At 66.2% G+C, this 16102-nt stretch carries 17 protein-coding genes and 2 tRNA genes; 12 read left to right on the top strand and 7 right to left on the bottom strand.

What is annotated here, in order from left to right:
* Positions 1–540: 540 nt before the first annotated feature.
* Positions 541–1323 (top strand): hypothetical protein, encoded by a 783-nt coding sequence (locus LQV45_RS07035; RefSeq protein WP_230006381.1) that lies wholly within the window; start codon positions 541–543, stop codon positions 1321–1323.
* Between the two features lie 20 nt (positions 1324–1343).
* Here the strand turns inward: LQV45_RS07035 and rsmG are convergent, their stop codons facing one another.
* Genes rsmG through rpmH form a run of 6 tightly spaced genes read right to left on the bottom strand, consistent with a single transcriptional unit; the run spans position 1344 to position 4415 of the window.
* Positions 1344–1973 carry a 16S rRNA (guanine(527)-N(7))-methyltransferase RsmG gene (rsmG, locus tag LQV45_RS07030; protein WP_230006380.1) on the bottom strand — a complete coding sequence of 210 codons (630 nt, stop codon included), beginning with the start codon at positions 1971–1973 and terminating at the stop codon, positions 1344–1346.
* 10 nt (positions 1974–1983) lie between these two features.
* Positions 1984–2490, bottom strand: coding sequence for a protein jag (locus LQV45_RS07025; protein ID WP_374208157.1), 507 nt, complete (start codon positions 2488–2490; stop codon positions 1984–1986).
* A gap of 13 nt (positions 2491–2503) precedes the next feature.
* Positions 2504–3574 (bottom strand): membrane protein insertase YidC, encoded by a 1071-nt coding sequence (yidC, locus tag LQV45_RS07020; RefSeq protein ID WP_230006378.1) that lies wholly within the window; start codon positions 3572–3574, stop codon positions 2504–2506.
* 3 nt (positions 3575–3577) lie between these two features.
* Positions 3578–3934, bottom strand: coding sequence for a membrane protein insertion efficiency factor YidD (gene yidD / locus LQV45_RS07015; protein ID WP_374208156.1), 357 nt, complete (start codon positions 3932–3934; stop codon positions 3578–3580).
* Complete coding sequence (gene rnpA, locus LQV45_RS07010; protein WP_230006377.1) at positions 3931–4269, bottom strand: ribonuclease P protein component; 339 nt, start codon at positions 4267–4269, stop codon at positions 3931–3933. Before rnpA ends, yidD begins: the two co-directional genes overlap by 4 nt.
* A gap of 8 nt (positions 4270–4277) precedes the next feature.
* The gene (gene rpmH / locus LQV45_RS07005; RefSeq protein WP_076492700.1) at positions 4278–4415 is read right to left on the bottom strand and encodes a 50S ribosomal protein L34; all 138 of its coding nucleotides are present in this window, start codon (positions 4413–4415) and stop codon (positions 4278–4280) included.
* A 295-nt stretch (positions 4416–4710) separates the two neighbouring features.
* Here rpmH and dnaA point away from each other — a divergent pair, with 295 nt between their 5' ends.
* The 10 genes from dnaA to LQV45_RS06955 all read left to right on the top strand — a co-directional run bounded on the left by dnaA (position 4711) and on the right by LQV45_RS06955 (position 15126).
* Entirely contained in the window at positions 4711–6138 is a 1428-nt protein-coding gene (gene dnaA / locus LQV45_RS07000; protein WP_230006376.1) for a chromosomal replication initiator protein DnaA, read from the top strand.
* A 451-nt stretch (positions 6139–6589) separates the two neighbouring features.
* Entirely contained in the window at positions 6590–7741 is a 1152-nt protein-coding gene (gene dnaN / locus LQV45_RS06995) for a DNA polymerase III subunit beta (RefSeq protein ID WP_138174026.1), read from the top strand.
* 48 nt (positions 7742–7789) lie between these two features.
* Positions 7790–8941, top strand: coding sequence for a DNA replication/repair protein RecF (gene recF / locus LQV45_RS06990; RefSeq protein WP_230006375.1), 1152 nt, complete (start codon positions 7790–7792; stop codon positions 8939–8941).
* Complete coding sequence (locus LQV45_RS06985; protein ID WP_138174022.1) at positions 8928–9422, top strand: DUF721 domain-containing protein; 495 nt, start codon at positions 8928–8930, stop codon at positions 9420–9422. The genes recF and LQV45_RS06985 overlap by 14 nt, the downstream gene beginning before the upstream one ends.
* Before the next feature lie 119 nt (positions 9423–9541).
* Positions 9542–11575 (top strand): DNA topoisomerase (ATP-hydrolyzing) subunit B, encoded by a 2034-nt coding sequence (gyrB, locus tag LQV45_RS06980; RefSeq protein WP_230006374.1) that lies wholly within the window; start codon positions 9542–9544, stop codon positions 11573–11575.
* Positions 11576–11621: 46 nt separating this feature from the next.
* Positions 11622–14249 carry a DNA gyrase subunit A gene (gene gyrA, locus LQV45_RS06975; protein ID WP_230006373.1) on the top strand — a complete coding sequence of 876 codons (2628 nt, stop codon included), beginning with the start codon at positions 11622–11624 and terminating at the stop codon, positions 14247–14249.
* A complete protein-coding gene (locus LQV45_RS06970; protein ID WP_138174016.1) occupies positions 14246–14650 on the top strand; it encodes a DUF3566 domain-containing protein in 405 nt (134 codons plus the stop codon). Before gyrA ends, LQV45_RS06970 begins: the two co-directional genes overlap by 4 nt.
* A 68-nt stretch (positions 14651–14718) precedes the next feature.
* Positions 14719–14794 (top strand) — tRNA-Ile (locus LQV45_RS06965).
* A 61-nt stretch (positions 14795–14855) separates the two neighbouring features.
* On the top strand, positions 14856–14978 hold the full coding sequence (locus LQV45_RS06960; RefSeq protein WP_308288829.1) for a DLW-39 family protein: 123 nt from the start codon (positions 14856–14858) through the stop codon (positions 14976–14978).
* 72 nt (positions 14979–15050) lie between these two features.
* Positions 15051–15126, top strand: a tRNA-Ala gene (locus LQV45_RS06955).
* Between the two features lie 58 nt (positions 15127–15184).
* Here LQV45_RS06955 and LQV45_RS06950 read toward each other — a convergent pair.
* Entirely contained in the window at positions 15185–15553 is a 369-nt protein-coding gene (locus LQV45_RS06950) for a cupin domain-containing protein (protein WP_230006371.1), read from the bottom strand.
* 131 nt (positions 15554–15684) lie between these two features.
* On the opposite strand from LQV45_RS06950, the gene LQV45_RS06945 reads away from it, so the two are divergent.
* On the top strand, positions 15685–16102 hold a 418-nt coding region (locus LQV45_RS06945), incomplete at its 3' end, for an EamA family transporter (RefSeq protein WP_230006370.1).

Raw genomic sequence — 16102 nt, 5'->3', positions numbered from 1 at the left:
CCCTTCGCGGTGTACATGCGCACCGCGATCGTCGGATTCCGTTACGCGTGGTGCTGCGGTACCAACGGACTCACACCGCGATCGAATCAGTGCCTCGCAACCCAGCCGACAGGGGCCACGCAGTTGCCGCGCCATCTCAACCGTTTCACGTGAAACATCGCTGCCCCCGATGAGAAGAACGACGCCCACGACGACGCCGCCGGCCGCCGGCCGTGAAGCCGCATGAAGAGACGAACCGCAGGGGAGGGGGACCCGCCGCCACGCCGCTCGCGCACGCCCGGACACTACACAGCGTGCGCACGCAGGACCGTGCAACAGCGAACGCACCCGAGGTGCACGTCATCCACTGCCACGGGAACTCCCGCGCACTGTTCCGCTGGCGTCGCTCGCCGCTAAACACTTCGAACATCGAGAGAGTGCCCACACTCGTGCGCGTCCGCCGTCGTGAGACAACCACCCAGCTACACAACGCGCGCACCCCAAGACGGGGGATCGAGACGCCCGCACACTGATGTCGGACTACCGCGCGATACTCGATGCATGGCACGCTCAGACGCCACCGCCCTTCCTCCGCATCCCCGTCGGACCGCTGATGTCGACGACGACTTCTCGGCGGAGGTCCTGCGAGACACATGGATTCCCCACTACCTGCCACACTGGACGACTCCGGATCGCTCACGGGCGCGTACGGGCTTCACCGACGCCGGACTCGACCTGCGCATCGATGCCGATCAGCTCGACTGGCGGGACGAAGATGCCCCGCTCCGTGTCTCGAATCTGCAGACGGGTACCTTCTCCGGCGCCGTGGGCTCAACCCGAGGCACTCATCGCCATCGCCCCGACGGCCTCGTCGTGCGCACCTTCACGCCGCTTCGTACCCCCCTCACACCCGACCGGGGCAGGATCGATGTGACTCTCCGAGCCAGCGCCGACCCGGACTGCATGACCGCGATCTGGCTCGTCGGAACCGAACACCTCGATCCCCGTCATTCGGGAGAGATCTGCGTCGCCGAGATCGACGCGGATGCCATCGGCCGAAGCACCCGCGTTCGTTGCGGGATCAAGGCCCACCACGACGACCGCCTCCGCGACGACATGATCACGGTCGTCGTCGCCGAAGACAGCCACGACGTCCTCACCTGGACGGTGATATGGGGTGGCGGGACGACCACGATCGGATGCCAGGGGCGCGTCGTCCACACCTTCGATCAGGCGCCGACGTACCCGCTCCTGCTCATGATCGACGTCTTCGAGATGTCACCGGGGCGAGGAACATACCCCAAGGCCGCCACCGTACGCCGCGTTCAGGCGTGGCAGGGCTAATCCCGTTGAATGGGAACTGCTCAGCGGGCCACGGTCGCGGTGAGCACGCGCGTCGGCTCATCGACGATGCCCTCACCGACGACGTGGATTTCGACGTCGCTCACGCCGAAGCGACGGATCTGCTTCTCGGCGGCGTCGACCTCGGCTGCGACGTTCGCGCCCTTCAGATACGCCAGGCGACCGCCCACCCGCGCCAGCGGGGCCGTCCACGGGATCAGGGTCCGCAGCGCGCTCACGGCACGCGCCGTGACCACATCGAACACACGACCTTTCGCCCACTCCTCGGCTCGGAGACGCTCGACGGTGACGTTCTCGAGTCCGAGTGACTCCACCTGCTCGGTGAGCCAAACGGTCCGGCGCTCCATCGGCTCGATCAGCGTGAACTCGACGTCAGGTCGTGCGATCGCCAAGACGATGCCCGGAAGCCCCGCGCCCGAGCCGACGTCCGCCACACGTCCCGAAAAGAACGGTGCGGCGACCGCGCTGTTGAGGATGTGTCGCGACCACAGCCGGGGAACCTCGAGGGGGCCGATCAGACCGCGCTGTTCCCCGTGCTCGGCCAGTGCGGCGGTGAATCGGCGAGCGAGGTCGACGCGATCTCCGAACACCGCGGCCGCGGCATCCGGTTCCGCCTCGAGGTGGTTCTCCACGTCGTACAGATCAGCCGCGGCGCAGGACCGTGTGCCGGTCTGCGCCCTCGCCGAACGACTCCGAGGAGTAGCCGCGGTCGGCCGCGATGTCGTGCACCAGCTTGCGCTCGTAGCTCGACATGGCCGGCAGGGAGGCCTGCGAGGCGCCCTCATCGAGGCGCTGGATCGCGCGGTCCACGAGCATCTCGAGCTGCCGCTGACGCGCGTCCCGCGAGCCGCCGATGTCGAGGATCAGCCGCGAGAAACGGCCCGTCGAGTTCTGCACGGCCAGCCGCGTGAGCTCTTGCAGCGCCTGCACGGTGTCGGGGTGTGACAGCGTCGACAACGCCGCCACATCGTCGGCCTCGACGGACACATACGCGCGGCCCGCGCGCACATCCATGGCGAGATCCCCCTCGATATCCGCAATATCGAGAAGCCCTTCCAGGAAATCGGCGGCGACGTCGCCCTCCTGCTCGAGCTGCTCCTCAGTAGCGGCGGTCGGTTCAGTCGCGATCTGCTCGGACATCGTCATCATGTGCTCCGGATGCTCAGGAGGGGGTCTCGGTGCCGGGCTTCGCCGGCGTGCGCGGCGTCGGGGTGGCACCCTTCGGGGATTGCTGCTTCTTCGCTCGCTGCTTGCCCACGGGCTGCTGGCGCTTGGGCTGAGCCGCACGGGCGCGCTCGGCCTCTTCGAAGAGCCGCTGCTGCTCGGCCTCGTACTTCTCGATCGGCACGACCTTACCGCTGGAGTCGATCGCCTTGCCCTTGCGCGCCAAGCGCTCCTCGCGCGCCTTGGCCGCGTCGGAACCGGGAGTCGGCATCTCGCGGATGACGATGAACTGCTGAACCATCGTCCACAGGTTGCTGACGAACCAGTAGATGACGACACCGAGCGGGAAGAAGACACCCGAGAAGATGAAGGCCAGCGGCAGGATGTACAGCATGATCTTCTGCATCTGGTACGCCTGACCGGTCTTGGCCTCGGGCGACAGGTTCTTCGAGATGATCTGCAGCTGAGTGAAGAACTGCGACGCGATCATCAGCACGACCAGCGTCAGCAGGATCGCGACGGTGATCTGACCGTCGGACTGGCCCCACGCGGTGACGAGGTTCACGTGCATGGATGCCACGTCGAACAGGCGCGCGTCGTAGAACTCGCGCGTCAACTCGGGCGTCAGCAGCCCCACACCACCCTGATTGCTGGTGGCGTGCTTGGCGACGTCGTTCAGCACGCTGAAGAGGGCGAAGAAGATCGGCATCTGCACGAGGAGGGGCAGGCAGCTCGAAACCGGCGTCGTGCCGTGCTTCTTGTAGAGCGCCATGGTCTCGCGGCTCATGGCCTCACGAGACAGCTGATCCTTCTTGCCCCGGTACTTCTCCTGCACCTTGCGCAGCTCGGGAGCGATCTCCATCATCTTGCGCTGGCTCTTGATCTGCTTCACGAACAGCGGGATCAGAGCGGCTCGCACGATGAGGACGAGGCCCACGATCGACAGCACCCAGGTGAGGCCCGCAGCCGGCGCCATCCCGATAGCGGTGAAGAGCGTGTGCCAACCGACCAGCACGAGCTCGACGGCCCATTTCAAGGGCCAGAGGACGATTCCAATGAGATCCGGCACGGATCAGTCCTTTCGGGAGGGCACGACGAAACCGTGCGGAGTGAGTTCGTGGCGGAAGGCGCGGTGCGGACGGACGTCGTCGATGCCACCCTGGGCCCAGGGATGACAGCGGGCGAGGCGGGCCGCGGTCAACGCGGCACCTTTGACGAGTCCGTGCTGCTGCACGGCGCCCACCGAATAGGCGGAACAGGACGGGTAGTACTTGCACACGTCGCCGTAGACGTGCGAAATCGTGGCCCGGTACGCGTGTAGAAGCGCGAGACCGGCGTTCCGGGGGAGAAGCGGAACGGATGCCGCGACGGAGCTCCACTCGAGGTGTCCGGCGCCCGTCGACGAGGTGGGCAGCGTCGAGGTGCTCACGCGACGGCCTTACGTTCCAGGCACCGGACGACGTCGGCGCGAAGGGTCGCGTAGTCAGCGGTCGCCGCCGACGGCAGCGCACGAATGACGACCGAGGCGCCCCCGCGAACCAGCGGGAGCGCCTCGGCGCACACCGCCTTGAGACGGCGGCGCACGGTGTTGCGTGTGACGGCAGAACCGACCTGGCGGCTCACGATGAAACCGAAGCGTGCCGGACCCTCGTCCGGCACGCCGCCGACGTAGGTCACGGTGTGCGCTCCGGCACACCGAGAACCCCGACGGACGGTGGTCTTATAGTCCGATCCGCGGGTGAGTCGGTTCGGCTTCGCGAGCACTAGGTGGGTCAGGCCGAGAGCTCGGTGCGACCCTTGGCGCGACGCGCCGCCAGGATCGAGCGGCCGGCGCGCGTGCGCATGCGGGCACGGAAACCGTGCTTCTTGGCGCGGCGGCGGTTGTTGGGCTGGAAGGTGCGCTTGCTCATGGGTCACTCCGGAGGTGATGTCGCCCGATGCTCTTCTGCCGGGGGACGTGGTCGGGACTGCCGTTTAGGCATAAGTCAACCGACTAAGGCTACGTCGCGCGCGACGTTAACTCAAACCGAGAAGCCGACCGCTCATTATCCCCAACCCCCGTCCACACCCGTGGCAAAGACACGCGAGCGCGTTCTACAGTTGATTTGGCTCCGTGCGGACCGCGAACTAGCGTGTCCCCGGAAGTTATCCACAGGTTCGGCGCGTCGCACGTCGACAGCCGCGCGCCGAGATCCCGGAGGGGATATGTCACTGCACCAAGTACCGGATGTCCCCGTCTGGTCCGCCGTGCTCGACCATCTCCTCACTGACGACCGCGTCACCCCGCAACTCCACGGCTTCCTCAATCTCGCCGTCCCGCAGGGTGTGATGGGCGGAACGCTCTATCTCGACGTTCCCAACGACCTGACCGCCGCGCAGATGAACAAGCGCATGCGCGCGCCCATCCTCGAGGCCCTCACTCACGTGCAGGGCATCGACCCCGAGGTCAGCAATTTCCGGGTGGTCGTGAACCCCGACCTCATCGAGTCGCACCGCTCGGCTCCCTCAGCCGAAGAACGTCCGAACTCCGCGCCCACCGCGCCGGCGACGAGTTCGTCGATCACCGAGCAGACCCCCGACCCGATCGTGCCGGCATCCCGGAACGACACCCGGCTCAACCCGAAGTACACGTTCGACAACTTCGTCATCGGGCAGTCCAACCGCTTCGCGCACGCCGCCGCCGTCGCCGTGGCCGAGGCCCCCGCGAAGGCGTACAACCCTCTCTTCATCTACGGTGACTCGGGACTTGGCAAGACCCACCTCCTCCACGCCATCGGCGATTACGCCGCGAGCATGTACGCCGGCATCCGCGTGCGGTACGTCTCGAGCGAAGAGTTCACGAACGACTTCATCAACTCGATCGCGAACAACCGAGGTTCGGCCTTCCAGGCCCGGTACCGCGACGTGGACATCCTCCTCATCGACGACATCCAGTTCCTGCAGGGGCGCGCCGAGACCCAGGAAGCCTTCTTCCACACCTTCAACACGCTGCACGATCACGACAAGCAAGTGGTGATCACGAGCGACCTGCCTCCGAAGCAGCTGACCGGCTTCGAAGACCGCATGCGCAGCCGGTTCGAGTGGGGCCTGATCACCGACGTGCAGGCGCCCGACCTCGAGACCCGCATCGCGATCCTCCGCAAGAAGGCGCAGAGCGAGCGTCTGCTGATCCCGGACGACGTGCTCGAGTACATCGCCACCGTGGTCTCGTCGAACATCCGCGAGCTCGAAGGCGCGCTGATCCGCGTGTCGGCGTTCGCCAGCCTGAATCGCTCGACCCTCGATATGTCGCTGGCCCAGACGGTGCTGCGCGACATCATCGACCAGGATGACGCGAACGTCGTCTCGCCGACCGACATCATCACGGCCACCGCGCAGTACTTCAAGCTGTCGGTCGACGACCTGTACGGATCGAGCCGTTCGCAGGCGGTCGCCACGGCCCGGCAGATCGCGATGTACCTCTGTCGAGAGCGCACGAGTCTGTCGTTGCCCAAGATCGGCCAGCTCTTCGGCAACCGCGATCACACGACCGTGATGTACGCCTACAAGAAGATCAGCGACCTCATGAAGGAGCGCCGCTCGATCTACAACCAGGTCTCCGAGATCACGACCCAGTTGGGGCGCATGCGCTGAGCGCCCGTCAGAACCGAGGGGTTCGTCCGCATCCGCGGGCGAACCCCTTCGTCGTTCCGGGCCGCGAGTGAGGCTCCTGGAGCCGTTCGCGGCAGGTGTTTTACTCGGTTCTACACAGTGTGGAAAACCTGTGGATAACTCGGATTCTCTGCGGATGACATGTGAACGACACGCGTCCGCCTGTGGAGGAGCCTCAGAACCGACGACCTCTCGATCGTGTTAACTGCCCAGGCTCTCCGCAGTGCGTCCACAGGTCACACGCGTGTAGTTCCCTTCTGTTAACACGCATCGCGGAAGTTATCCACACTCTCCACAGCTGTTAACAAGATGAAGATCCCATTCATGAGTTAACAGAGATTCGATGACCTTGCGGTGCGGTCGGGCGCCCGACATGTGCGGACGCAGTCGGGGACTAGCATGGGTAAGCCATACCGCCGTCAAGGGAGCGCCCGTGAAGTTTCACGTCAATCGCGATGTCTTCAGCGAAGCCGTTTCGTTCGTGGTCAAGCTCCTGCCGCAGCGCAACCCGCAGCCGATCCTCGCCGGTGTGCTGATCGAGGCCGGCGACCAGGGGCTCACCCTCGCGGCGTTCGACTACGAGGCGTCCGCGCGCACGACGATCGAGGCCACCGTCGACGAGCCGGGCACGATCCTCGTCCACGGCCGGTTGCTCTCGGACATCGCGAGCCGACTTCCGAACGCGCCGATCCAGATCACCGTCGACGACGACGGAGGGATCCTCCTGACCTGCGGCTCCGCCCGCTTCACGCTCGCGTCGATGCCCGTCCAGGAATACCCCGCGATCCCCGAGGTCACGGGCGAGTCCGGACTCGTGCCGGCCGACGACTTCGCCACCGCGATCGCGCAGGTCGCGTTCGCCGCTTCGCGCGATGACGTCACCCCCGTGCTCACCGGCGTGCAGCTCGAGGTCACGGGAACGCGACTGAGCCTCGTCGCCACCGACCGCTACCGCGTCGCACTGCGCGAGATCCCGTGGGACGGCGGTGCTGCGGCATCCGACGAGCCCACCGCAGCCCTCGTGCCCGCCCGTACGCTCCAAGAGGTCGGCAAGACCTTCGCGCACGGCGGCGACATCTCGATCGCGTTCTCGGGCTCGGGCGATCGCGAGATCATCGCCTTCACCGCGGGCAACAAGACCGTGACGTCCCTGCTCATCAAGGGCAACTTCCCGCCGGTCCGCCGGTTGTTCCCCGAGCAGACCGAGCACCACAGCGTCGTCAACACGGCCGAGCTCGCCGAAGCGGTCCGCCGTGTCGCCCTCGTGCTCGACCGCTCCGCGCCCCTGCGGTTCACCTTCGGGCCCGACGGGGTGTCGATGGATGCCTCGGGCACCGAGCAGGCGCGCGCCACCGAGTCCGTCGACGCGACGCTCCTCGGCGACGAGGTCACGCTGGGTCTGAACCCCCAGTACCTCCTCGAGTCCCTGGGTGCCGTTCGTAGCGAATTCACGCGGATCACGTTCACCTCGAGCGACAACGCGAACAAGCTGAGCCCCGTGCTCATCACCCCGCAGACCTCGGTCGACAAGGGTGGCGAGGGCTCGTTCAAGTACCTCCTGCAGCCGAACCTGCTGCTGCGCTGAGCAAGAGGCGGGCCGTCCGATGTCGGGGGCGGCGGGTAGTCTGACCCGGTGATCGTGGAGCAGCTCGAACTGACGGACTTCCGCAATTACGCGGCGGCCGGCGTCTCGCTCTCCCCGGGAGCCAATCTCTTCGTCGGGCGTAACGGGCAGGGCAAGACCAACCTCGTCGAGGCCGTCGCCTACCTTGCCACGCTGGGCTCGCACCGCGTCTCGAGCGACGCGCCGATGGTGCGCGATGGAGCGGATGCCGCGATCGTCCGCGCCCGTCTGGCGCACGGTGACCGCAGCGTCCTGCTCGAGCTGCAGCTCAACCGCCAGGGATCGAACAAGGCGCGGGTCAACGGCGTGAACGTCCGCACCGCCGAGCTGCCCCGGTACGCTCAGGTCGTGCTGTTCGCCCCGGAAGACCTGCAGATCGTGCGCGGTGATCCGTCGTCCCGCCGGCGCTTCGCGGATCAACTCATCGTGCAGCGGACGCCGCGATTGGCCGGTGTGCTCGCCGACTACGACCGCGTTCTGCGCCAGCGCACCGCGCTGTTGAAGTCCGCCCGCGCGCGGGGGATCCGCGGCGACGCCCTCGGCACCCTCGACGTGTGGGACGACAAGCTCGTCACCCTCGGCACCGAGGTCATCGAGGCCCGGTCGGCGTTGGCATCCGACCTCTCCGCCCCGGTCGCCGAGGCGTACAGCGCGATCGCCGGAGCCGATCACGACCCGCGTCTGCGCTGGGCGCTGTCGGTCGGCGGTTCCGACCCGGAAGAGGGCGACGAGGTGACGGTCGGAGCATCGTCCGGTTCGCTCGCCGAGCAGTTCCGAGCCGCACTGGCGGCTCGACGGTCGGCCGAGCTCGAGCGCGGGCTCACGCTCGTGGGACCCCACCGCGACGATCTTGTCCTCGAGGTGCGCGGCCTTCCCGTCAAGGGGTACGCCTCGCACGGTGAGTCCTGGTCGGTCGCCCTCGCGCTTCGCCTGGCATCCGCCGAACTGCTGCGCGCCGAGTCGCGCCTCGGAGACCCCGTGCTCATCCTCGACGACGTCTTCGCCGAGCTCGACGCCGGTCGGCGTACCCGCTTGGCGGAACTCGTCGCCGGCTACGAGCAGGTCATCGTGACGTCGGCCGTCGAAGAAGACGTCCCCGACGGGCTGCGCGCCCACATCGTTCGGGTCGACGCGGGACGGATCCTGGATGCCGATGGCTGACGAGTCCGATCTCCCCGAGACGATGGCCACGTACTTGCGCCTGCGTGGTCTCGAGCCCTCGCCGTACCGCAAGAAGAAGCGCCGACGCCGCGCCGACGACGGCGAGAATGCACCATTCACCCCTGGCCGGGATCCCCGCGGTCTCGGCGACGTGCTGTCGGCCTTGACCCATTCGGCCGGGTGGGAGCCGCAGCTCGCCCGTGAAGACCTGGTTCGCACGTGGCACGACGTGGCCGGCGCGGACACGGCCGCGCACACTCGCCCGGTGGCGATGGACGGCGGCACGCTCACCGTCCAGGCCGACTCGACCGCGTGGGCCAAGCAGCTGCAGTTGATGCGCGCGCACATCCTGTCGGAGATCATCCGGCGCTTCCCCGAGGCGGGGGTGGAGTCGATCCGCTTCATCGGGCCGGACGTCCCCTCTTGGAAATGGGGGACGAGAGCCGTTCCAGGCCGCGGCCCGCGCGATACCTACGGCTAGGTCATGGTCTGCGTCGGCGCGACGCGATTTCTCCCCGCATATGGCCGTACACACCGCGAGAAGAAGCCCCGCGCGGTAACATGGACGTTCCGACGAATCGATCTGGAGCTCGCGAAGTCATGACGTCCGAAAACCCCGACAGCGTTTCCGAGGAACCCGAGAAGACCAACCCGAAGGTGACCAACGAGTACGGGGCCGACGCCATCCAGGTGCTCGAGGGTCTCGAGGCGGTCCGCAAGCGTCCCGGCATGTACATCGGCTCGACCGGTGAGCGGGGTCTGCACCACCTCGTGCAAGAGATCGTCGACAACTCCGTCGACGAGGCCCTCGCCGGCTACTGCGACACGATCGATGTGACGATCCTCTCGGACGGCGCCGTCCGCGTGATCGACAACGGTCGTGGCATCCCGGTCGACATGCATCGCACCGAGGGCAAGTCGACCGTCGAGGTCGTCCTGACCGTCCTGCACGCCGGCGGAAAGTTCGGCGGCGGCGGGTACGCCGTCTCGGGTGGTCTGCACGGTGTCGGCTCGTCCGTCGTCAACGCCCTCTCGACGCGCCTCGAGGTCGAGGTCAAGCGTCAGGGGCACGCGTGGCGCCAGTCCTTCCGCGACGGTGGCGTCCCTCTCGCTCCGCTCGAGCAGGCCGAAGAGACCGAAGAGACCGGCACGTCGATCACCTTCTGGCCGGATGCCACGATCTTCGACACCGTCGACTTCGACTACGACACCCTCCGCACACGCTTCCAGCAGATGGCGTTCCTCAACAAGGGGCTTCGCATCAGCCTGCGCGACGAGCGTCCCCAGTCGCTGGTGACCGAGGGCGAGCCCGGCGAAGAGGTCACGCAGGGTCGGCACGACAGCTTCCTCTACGAGCGCGGTCTCGTCGACTACGTCGAACACCTCAACCGCGTACGCAAGGCCGACGTCGTCAACGACGAGGTCATCGAGGTCGAGTCCGAGGACACCGACCGCAAGATCGCGCTCGAGCTCGCGATGCAGTGGACGACGGCGTACACCGAGAACGTCTTCACATACGCGAACACGATCAATACGCACGAGGGCGGTACGCACGAAGAGGGCTTCCGCGCCGCGCTGACCACGCTCGTCAACCGCTACGCGCGCGCGAACAATCTCCTGAAGGAGAAGGACGACAACCTCACGGGCGAGGACATCCGCGAGGGGCTCACGGCCGTCATCTCGGTCAAGCTGTCGGAGCCGCAGTTCGAGGGCCAGACCAAGACCAAGCTGGGCAACACCGAGGCCCGCGCTTTCGTGCAGAAGGTCGTCGGCGACAAGCTCGGCGATTGGTTCGACCGCAACCCGGGTCAGGCGAAGAACATCATCCGCAAGGCGATCGATGCCGCGACGGCCCGTCTGGCCGCCCGCAAGGCGCGCGAGACGGCGCGCCGCAAGAGCGTCTTCGAGTCGGCCGCCATGCCCGACAAGCTCAAGGACTGCACGTCGAAGGACCCCTCGATCAGCGAGATCTTCCTCGTCGAGGGTGACTCCGCCGGCGGCTCCGCGGTGCAGGGACGCGATCCGCACACGCAGGCGATCCTGGCCCTCCGCGGCAAGATCCTCAACGTCGAGCGTGCGCGTCTCGACCGTGCCCTGGGCAACAAAGAAGTCCAGGCGATGATCCAGGCCTTCGGCACGGGCATCGGCGAGGACTTCGACATGGCCAAGGCGCGGTATCACAAGATCGTGCTGATGGCCGACGCCGACGTCGACGGCCAGCACATCACGACGCTGCTGCTGACGCTGCTGTTCCGCTACATGCGCGGACTCATCGAGGCCGGGTACGTCTACCTCGCGCAGCCGCCGCTGTACCGCTTGAAGTGGTCGAACCACCCGCACGAGTACGCCTACAGCGACCGGGAGCGCGACGCGATGCTGGTCGATGGCCAGGCCTCCGGCCGTCGCATCCCCAAGGACAACGGCATCCAGCGCTACAAGGGTCTCGGCGAGATGAACGACCACGAACTGTGGGAGACCACGATGGACCCCGAGACCCGCACGCTCAAGCAGGTCACGATCGATGACGCGGCCGCGGCCGACGAGATCTTCTCGGTCCTCATGGGCGAAGACGTCGAGTCGCGTCGCAGCTTCATCCAGCGCAACGCCAAAGACGTCCGCTTCCTCGACATCTGAGTCCGGCCCGGCCGGCGACGAACGACGCACACGAAACTGAGAATCCATGGCTGACGACACCACTCCCGAGCCCGAAGACGTCCGCGACGAGCCCGCTCACAACCACGGCAGGATCGACCAGGTCGACCTCCAGCTCGAGATGCAGCGGAGCTACCTCGACTACGCGATGAGCGTCATCGTCGGGCGCGCGCTGCCCGACGTGCGCGACGGACTCAAGCCCGTCCACCGCCGAGTGATCTACGGCATGTACGACGGCGGCTTCCGCCCCGACAAGTCGTTCTCGAAGTGCGCTCGCGTCGTCGGCGAGGTCATGGGGCACTACCACCCGCACGGTGACGCCCCGATCTACGACGCTCTCGTGCGTCTCGTGCAGCCGTGGTCGCTGCGCTACCCGCTGGCTCTCGGCCAGGGGAACTTCGGCTCACCCGGCAACCAGGGCGCCGCCGCCCCGCGGTACACCGAGACGAAGATGGCTCCCCTCGCGCTCGAGATGGTGCGCGACATCGAAGAAGAGACCGTCGACTTCGAGGACAACTACGACGGCCAGACGCAGGAGCCCACGGTCCTGCCGTCGCGCTTCCCGAACCTCCTCGTCAACGGTTCCGTCGGTATCGCGGTCGGCATGGCGACCAACATCCCGCCGCACAACCTGCGCGAGGTCTCCTCCGGCGCCCTGTGGGCTCTCGAGAACCCGGATGCCACCCGCGAAGAGCTTCTCGAAGCCCTCATGGAGCGCATTCCCGGCCCCGACTTCCCGACCTCGGCGCAGATCCTCGGCACGCGGGGCATCAAAGAGGCTTACCGGACCGGTCGTGGATCCATCACGATGCGGGCCGTGGTCAACATCGAAGAGATCCAGGGCCGCACGTGCCTCGTGATCACCGAGCTGCCGTACCAGGTCAACCCCGACAACGTCGCGGTCAAGATCGGCGACCTCGCCCGCGAGGGCAAGATCACCGGCATCGCCGACATCCGTGACGAGACCTCGGGCCGCACCGGCCAGCGCCTCGTCATCGTGCTCAAGCGCGACGCGGTCGCCAAGGTCGTCCTGAACAACCTGTACAAGCACACGCAGCTGCAGGAGAACTTCGGCGCCAACATGCTGGCCATCGTCGACGGTGTGCCGCGCACGCTCTCGCTCGACGGCTTCATCAGCCTGTGGATCGACCACCAGGTCGAGGTCATCGTCCGGCGTACGCGCTACCGTCTGCGCAAGGCCGAAGAGCGCATGCACATCCTGCGCGGATACCTCAAGGCGCTCGACGCCCTCGACGAGGTCATCGCCCTCATCCGTCGCTCGCCGACGGCCCAGGATGCCAACGAGGGGCTGCAGAAGCTCCTCGACATCGACGACATCCAGGCGCAGGCCATCCTCGACATGCAGCTGCGTCGCCTGGCTGCCCTCGAGCGGCAGAAGATCGTCGACGAGGCGCAGGAGCTCGAAGCCCGCATCGCCGATTACAACGACATCCTCGCCACCCCCGGCCGCCAGCGCACGATCATCCGCGACGAGCTGACGGCGATCGTCGACCGCTTCGGCGACGACCGGCGCACCGAGATCCTGCACGGGTTCGACGGTGACGTGTCGATCGAAGATCTCATCGCCGAAGAAGAGATGGTCATCACGGTCACCCGCGACGGCTACATCAAGCGCACGCGCAGCGACAATTACCGTTCGCAGCACCGCGGCGGCAAGGGCGTGAAGGGTGCGCAGCTGCGCGCCGACGACGTCGTCGAGCACTTCTTCGTCACGACGACGCACCACTGGCTGTTGTTCTTCACGAACAAGGGCCGCGTCTACCGCTCGAAGGCCTACGAGGTCCCCGAGGCGGGTCGGGATGCCAAGGGCCAGCACGTCGCGAACCTCCTCGCGCTGCAGCCGGACGAAGAGATCGCCCAGATCCTCGACATCCGCGATTACACCGTCGCGACGTACCTCGTGCTGGCCACGCGTGCGGGACTGGTGAAGAAGACGCGCCTCACCGAGTACGACACCAACCGTCAGGGCGGTGTCATCGCGATCAAGCTGCGCGGTCAGGCCTCGGACGACGGTGACGACACCGAGCCCGGTGCCGCGGACGAGCTCGTGAGCGCTCTGCTGGTGGACGAGGGCGACGACATCCTCCTCATCAGCCGCCTCGGCATGTCCCTGCGCTTCTCCGCCACCGACAGCGCGCTGCGCCCGATGGGCCGGTCGACGTCGGGTGTGAAGGGCATGGACTTCCGTGCCGGCGACAGCTTGCTCTCGGCATCCGTCGCCAAGGACGACGAGTTCGTCTTCATCGTGACCGAGGGCGGGTACGCCAAGCGCACGTCCGTCACCGAATACCGCATGCAGAACCGCGGTGGACTCGGCATCAAGGTGGCCCGTCTGACCGAGGATCGCGGTGTTCTCGCGGGCGGAATGATGGTCTCCGAGGGCGACGAGGTCCTTGTGGTTCTTGCCAGCGGCAAGGTGGTACGCTCCTCCGTGGCCGAGGTGCCCGCCAAGGGACGCGACACCATGGGCGTCGTGTTCGCTCGCGCCGGAGGCGATGACCGCATCATCGCGATCGCGAGGAACAGCGAGCGGAACCTGGCCGAGACGACGGAGACGGCAACCGATCCGGCAGCAGACGACGCCGCCGAGACCGCCTCCTCTTCCGAGACCCCCGAGGAAAGTACTGACGCATGAGCACGGTAGCCGACAAGCTGGCCAAGAAGTCGACGCACAAGACCTCCGCGAAGCAGGTGCGCCTGCGCCTGGTGTACATCGACTTCTGGTCGGCCGTGAAGCTGTCGTTCCTGGCTGCCGTGGCGATCGCCGTGGTCACGGTCGTGTCGTACTTCCTGATCTACCTCGTCGTGAGCGCGACCGGACTCATCGTCAAGGCTGATGAGTTCTTCGCGAGCTTCACGGACGGCAGCGCCACGCTGTCGCAGTACGTCGGACTGCCGCAGGTGATGGCGTTCGCCGCGATCGTGGCGATCCTCAACCTCATCGTCGTGACTGTGATGGGCGCCGTCGTCGCCGGCATCTACAACCTCGCGGTCAAGGTCACGGGCGGCCTGCTCGTGGGCTTCACCTCCAACTGACGCCGATTCGGAAAAACCTCGGGATTCAGGTAAAGTCTTCGAGGTTGACGACGTTACGTCAGCGAGACGGGGCTATAGCTCAGGCGGTTAGAGCGCTTCGCTGATAACGAAGAGGTCCCAGGTTCAAGTCCTGGTACGCCCACGGAACCTGTACTGGTTCTGGCAGAGGTTAGTGAAGGTTCGTCCATGACAGAACCGGAACGGGGTGCATGTGAAGAAGTTGCTGGTTATCGCAGCCACGGTCGCAGGCGTCCTCCTCTACAGGAAAGTGCAGGAATCCGAAGCCCGGAAAGTGGTCTGGAGCAATTCAACCGATACGGTTGACTAGCCCGGAATCTGGGGATGGAAGCTGGAAACCGGCTCTCCGGACCTAGGGTATGATTGTCTGGTTGCTTCTTATGGGGGCATGGCGCAATTGGTAGCGCACCTGCTTTGCAAGCAGGGGGTTCGGGGTTCGAGTCCCCGTGCCTCCACCATAGGAAAAGCCCCGGACAGCGGAAACGCTGTCCGGGGCTTTTTTCATGCCTTCCCCACTCACTCCTTCGGCTTGGCGTAGTCCGCCATCCCTTGCCAGTCGATATACACGTAGGGCTCGTCGCCGAGGACCCAGGCGTCGTGGCCCGGCGGAATCACACCGAAGTCGCCGGGCCCGAATTCGAGTTCTTCGCCGTCGTCCATGACGACTTTGATGCGGCCGGAAATCGTGTAGCCGGTATGGCTGGCCATGCAGCTGTCAGTTTTGGCGATCGGCTTGACGTGGTCTGACCATTTCCAGCCCGGAAGGAAGGTGGCCCGTCCAACCGGGCCGGCCTCGAGGTTGACGAGATCCACCTGACCCATGCCCTCGGCAACGGGGCGCGTCTCTTCGGGATCGTCCAGGCTCTTGCGGATCATTGACGCCATGATGGTCTCCTTCTTCGATGATGGCGAGACCGGAACGTGAGACCGCGCCTTAAGATTGGCACCGCGGTATGCACCCGTCAAGGAGCAGCGGCCGTAAGGGCCCCTGCTGTCCGTCCCATTAGTGTTGGAGCGTGAACTTCTTACTTGCGGCCGTAGGCGTGCTGGGTGTGGCCTCGTCGGGGCCCCTCATTGCCGCCACGCTGGGCGCCACGTCGGTCAGTGCCCTCGCCATCGCTTTCTGGCGCAACGCCATTGGAGCAGTCGTGATGGCCGGTCCGGTTGTGGTCCGCAACCCCCGTCAGTTCGGAAAGGTGACCGGAGCCGAGTTCCGCTGGTCGCTCGCCGCGGCGGTGGCCCTGGCCCTGCACTTCGCGTGCTTCATTACCTCCCTGCAGCTGACGTCGGTCGCGGCGGCGACGGCGCTGGTGTGCCTTCAGTCAGGCTGGATCGCGATCTTCCAACTCTTCCGGGGAGTCCGGTTCCGCTGGCCGGTCCTGGTAGGGCTGGGGCTCGCCTTCGGCGGTGTCGTGACAATCACCGGTTTTGATA

It is taken from the genome of Microbacterium sp. Bi128, from assembly GCF_918698205.1.
The sequence above is the reverse complement of the archived record's forward strand: the minus strand, read 5'-3'. Positions and strand labels throughout refer to the sequence as shown.

What these genes read in the sequence shown, in the direction of transcription:
- LQV45_RS07035 (WP_230006381.1), top strand. Translation starts at nt 541, where the DNA reads ATGGCACGCTCAGACGCCACCGCCCTTCCTCCGCATCCCCGTCGGACC.
- LQV45_RS07025 (WP_374208157.1), bottom strand. Translation starts at nt 2,490, where the DNA reads ATGATGACGATGTCCGAGCAGATCGCGACTGAACCGACCGCCGCTACT.
- rpmH (WP_076492700.1), bottom strand. Translation starts at nt 4,415, where the DNA reads ATGAGCAAGCGCACCTTCCAGCCCAACAACCGCCGCCGCGCCAAGAAG.
- dnaA (WP_230006376.1), top strand. Translation starts at nt 4,711, where the DNA reads ATGTCACTGCACCAAGTACCGGATGTCCCCGTCTGGTCCGCCGTGCTC.
- LQV45_RS06985 (WP_138174022.1), top strand. Translation starts at nt 8,928, where the DNA reads ATGCCGATGGCTGACGAGTCCGATCTCCCCGAGACGATGGCCACGTAC.
- gyrB (WP_230006374.1), top strand. Translation starts at nt 9,542, where the DNA reads ATGACGTCCGAAAACCCCGACAGCGTTTCCGAGGAACCCGAGAAGACC.
- gyrA (WP_230006373.1), top strand. Translation starts at nt 11,622, where the DNA reads ATGGCTGACGACACCACTCCCGAGCCCGAAGACGTCCGCGACGAGCCC.
- LQV45_RS06970 (WP_138174016.1), top strand. Translation starts at nt 14,246, where the DNA reads ATGAGCACGGTAGCCGACAAGCTGGCCAAGAAGTCGACGCACAAGACC.
- LQV45_RS06950 (WP_230006371.1), bottom strand. Translation starts at nt 15,553, where the DNA reads ATGGCGTCAATGATCCGCAAGAGCCTGGACGATCCCGAAGAGACGCGC.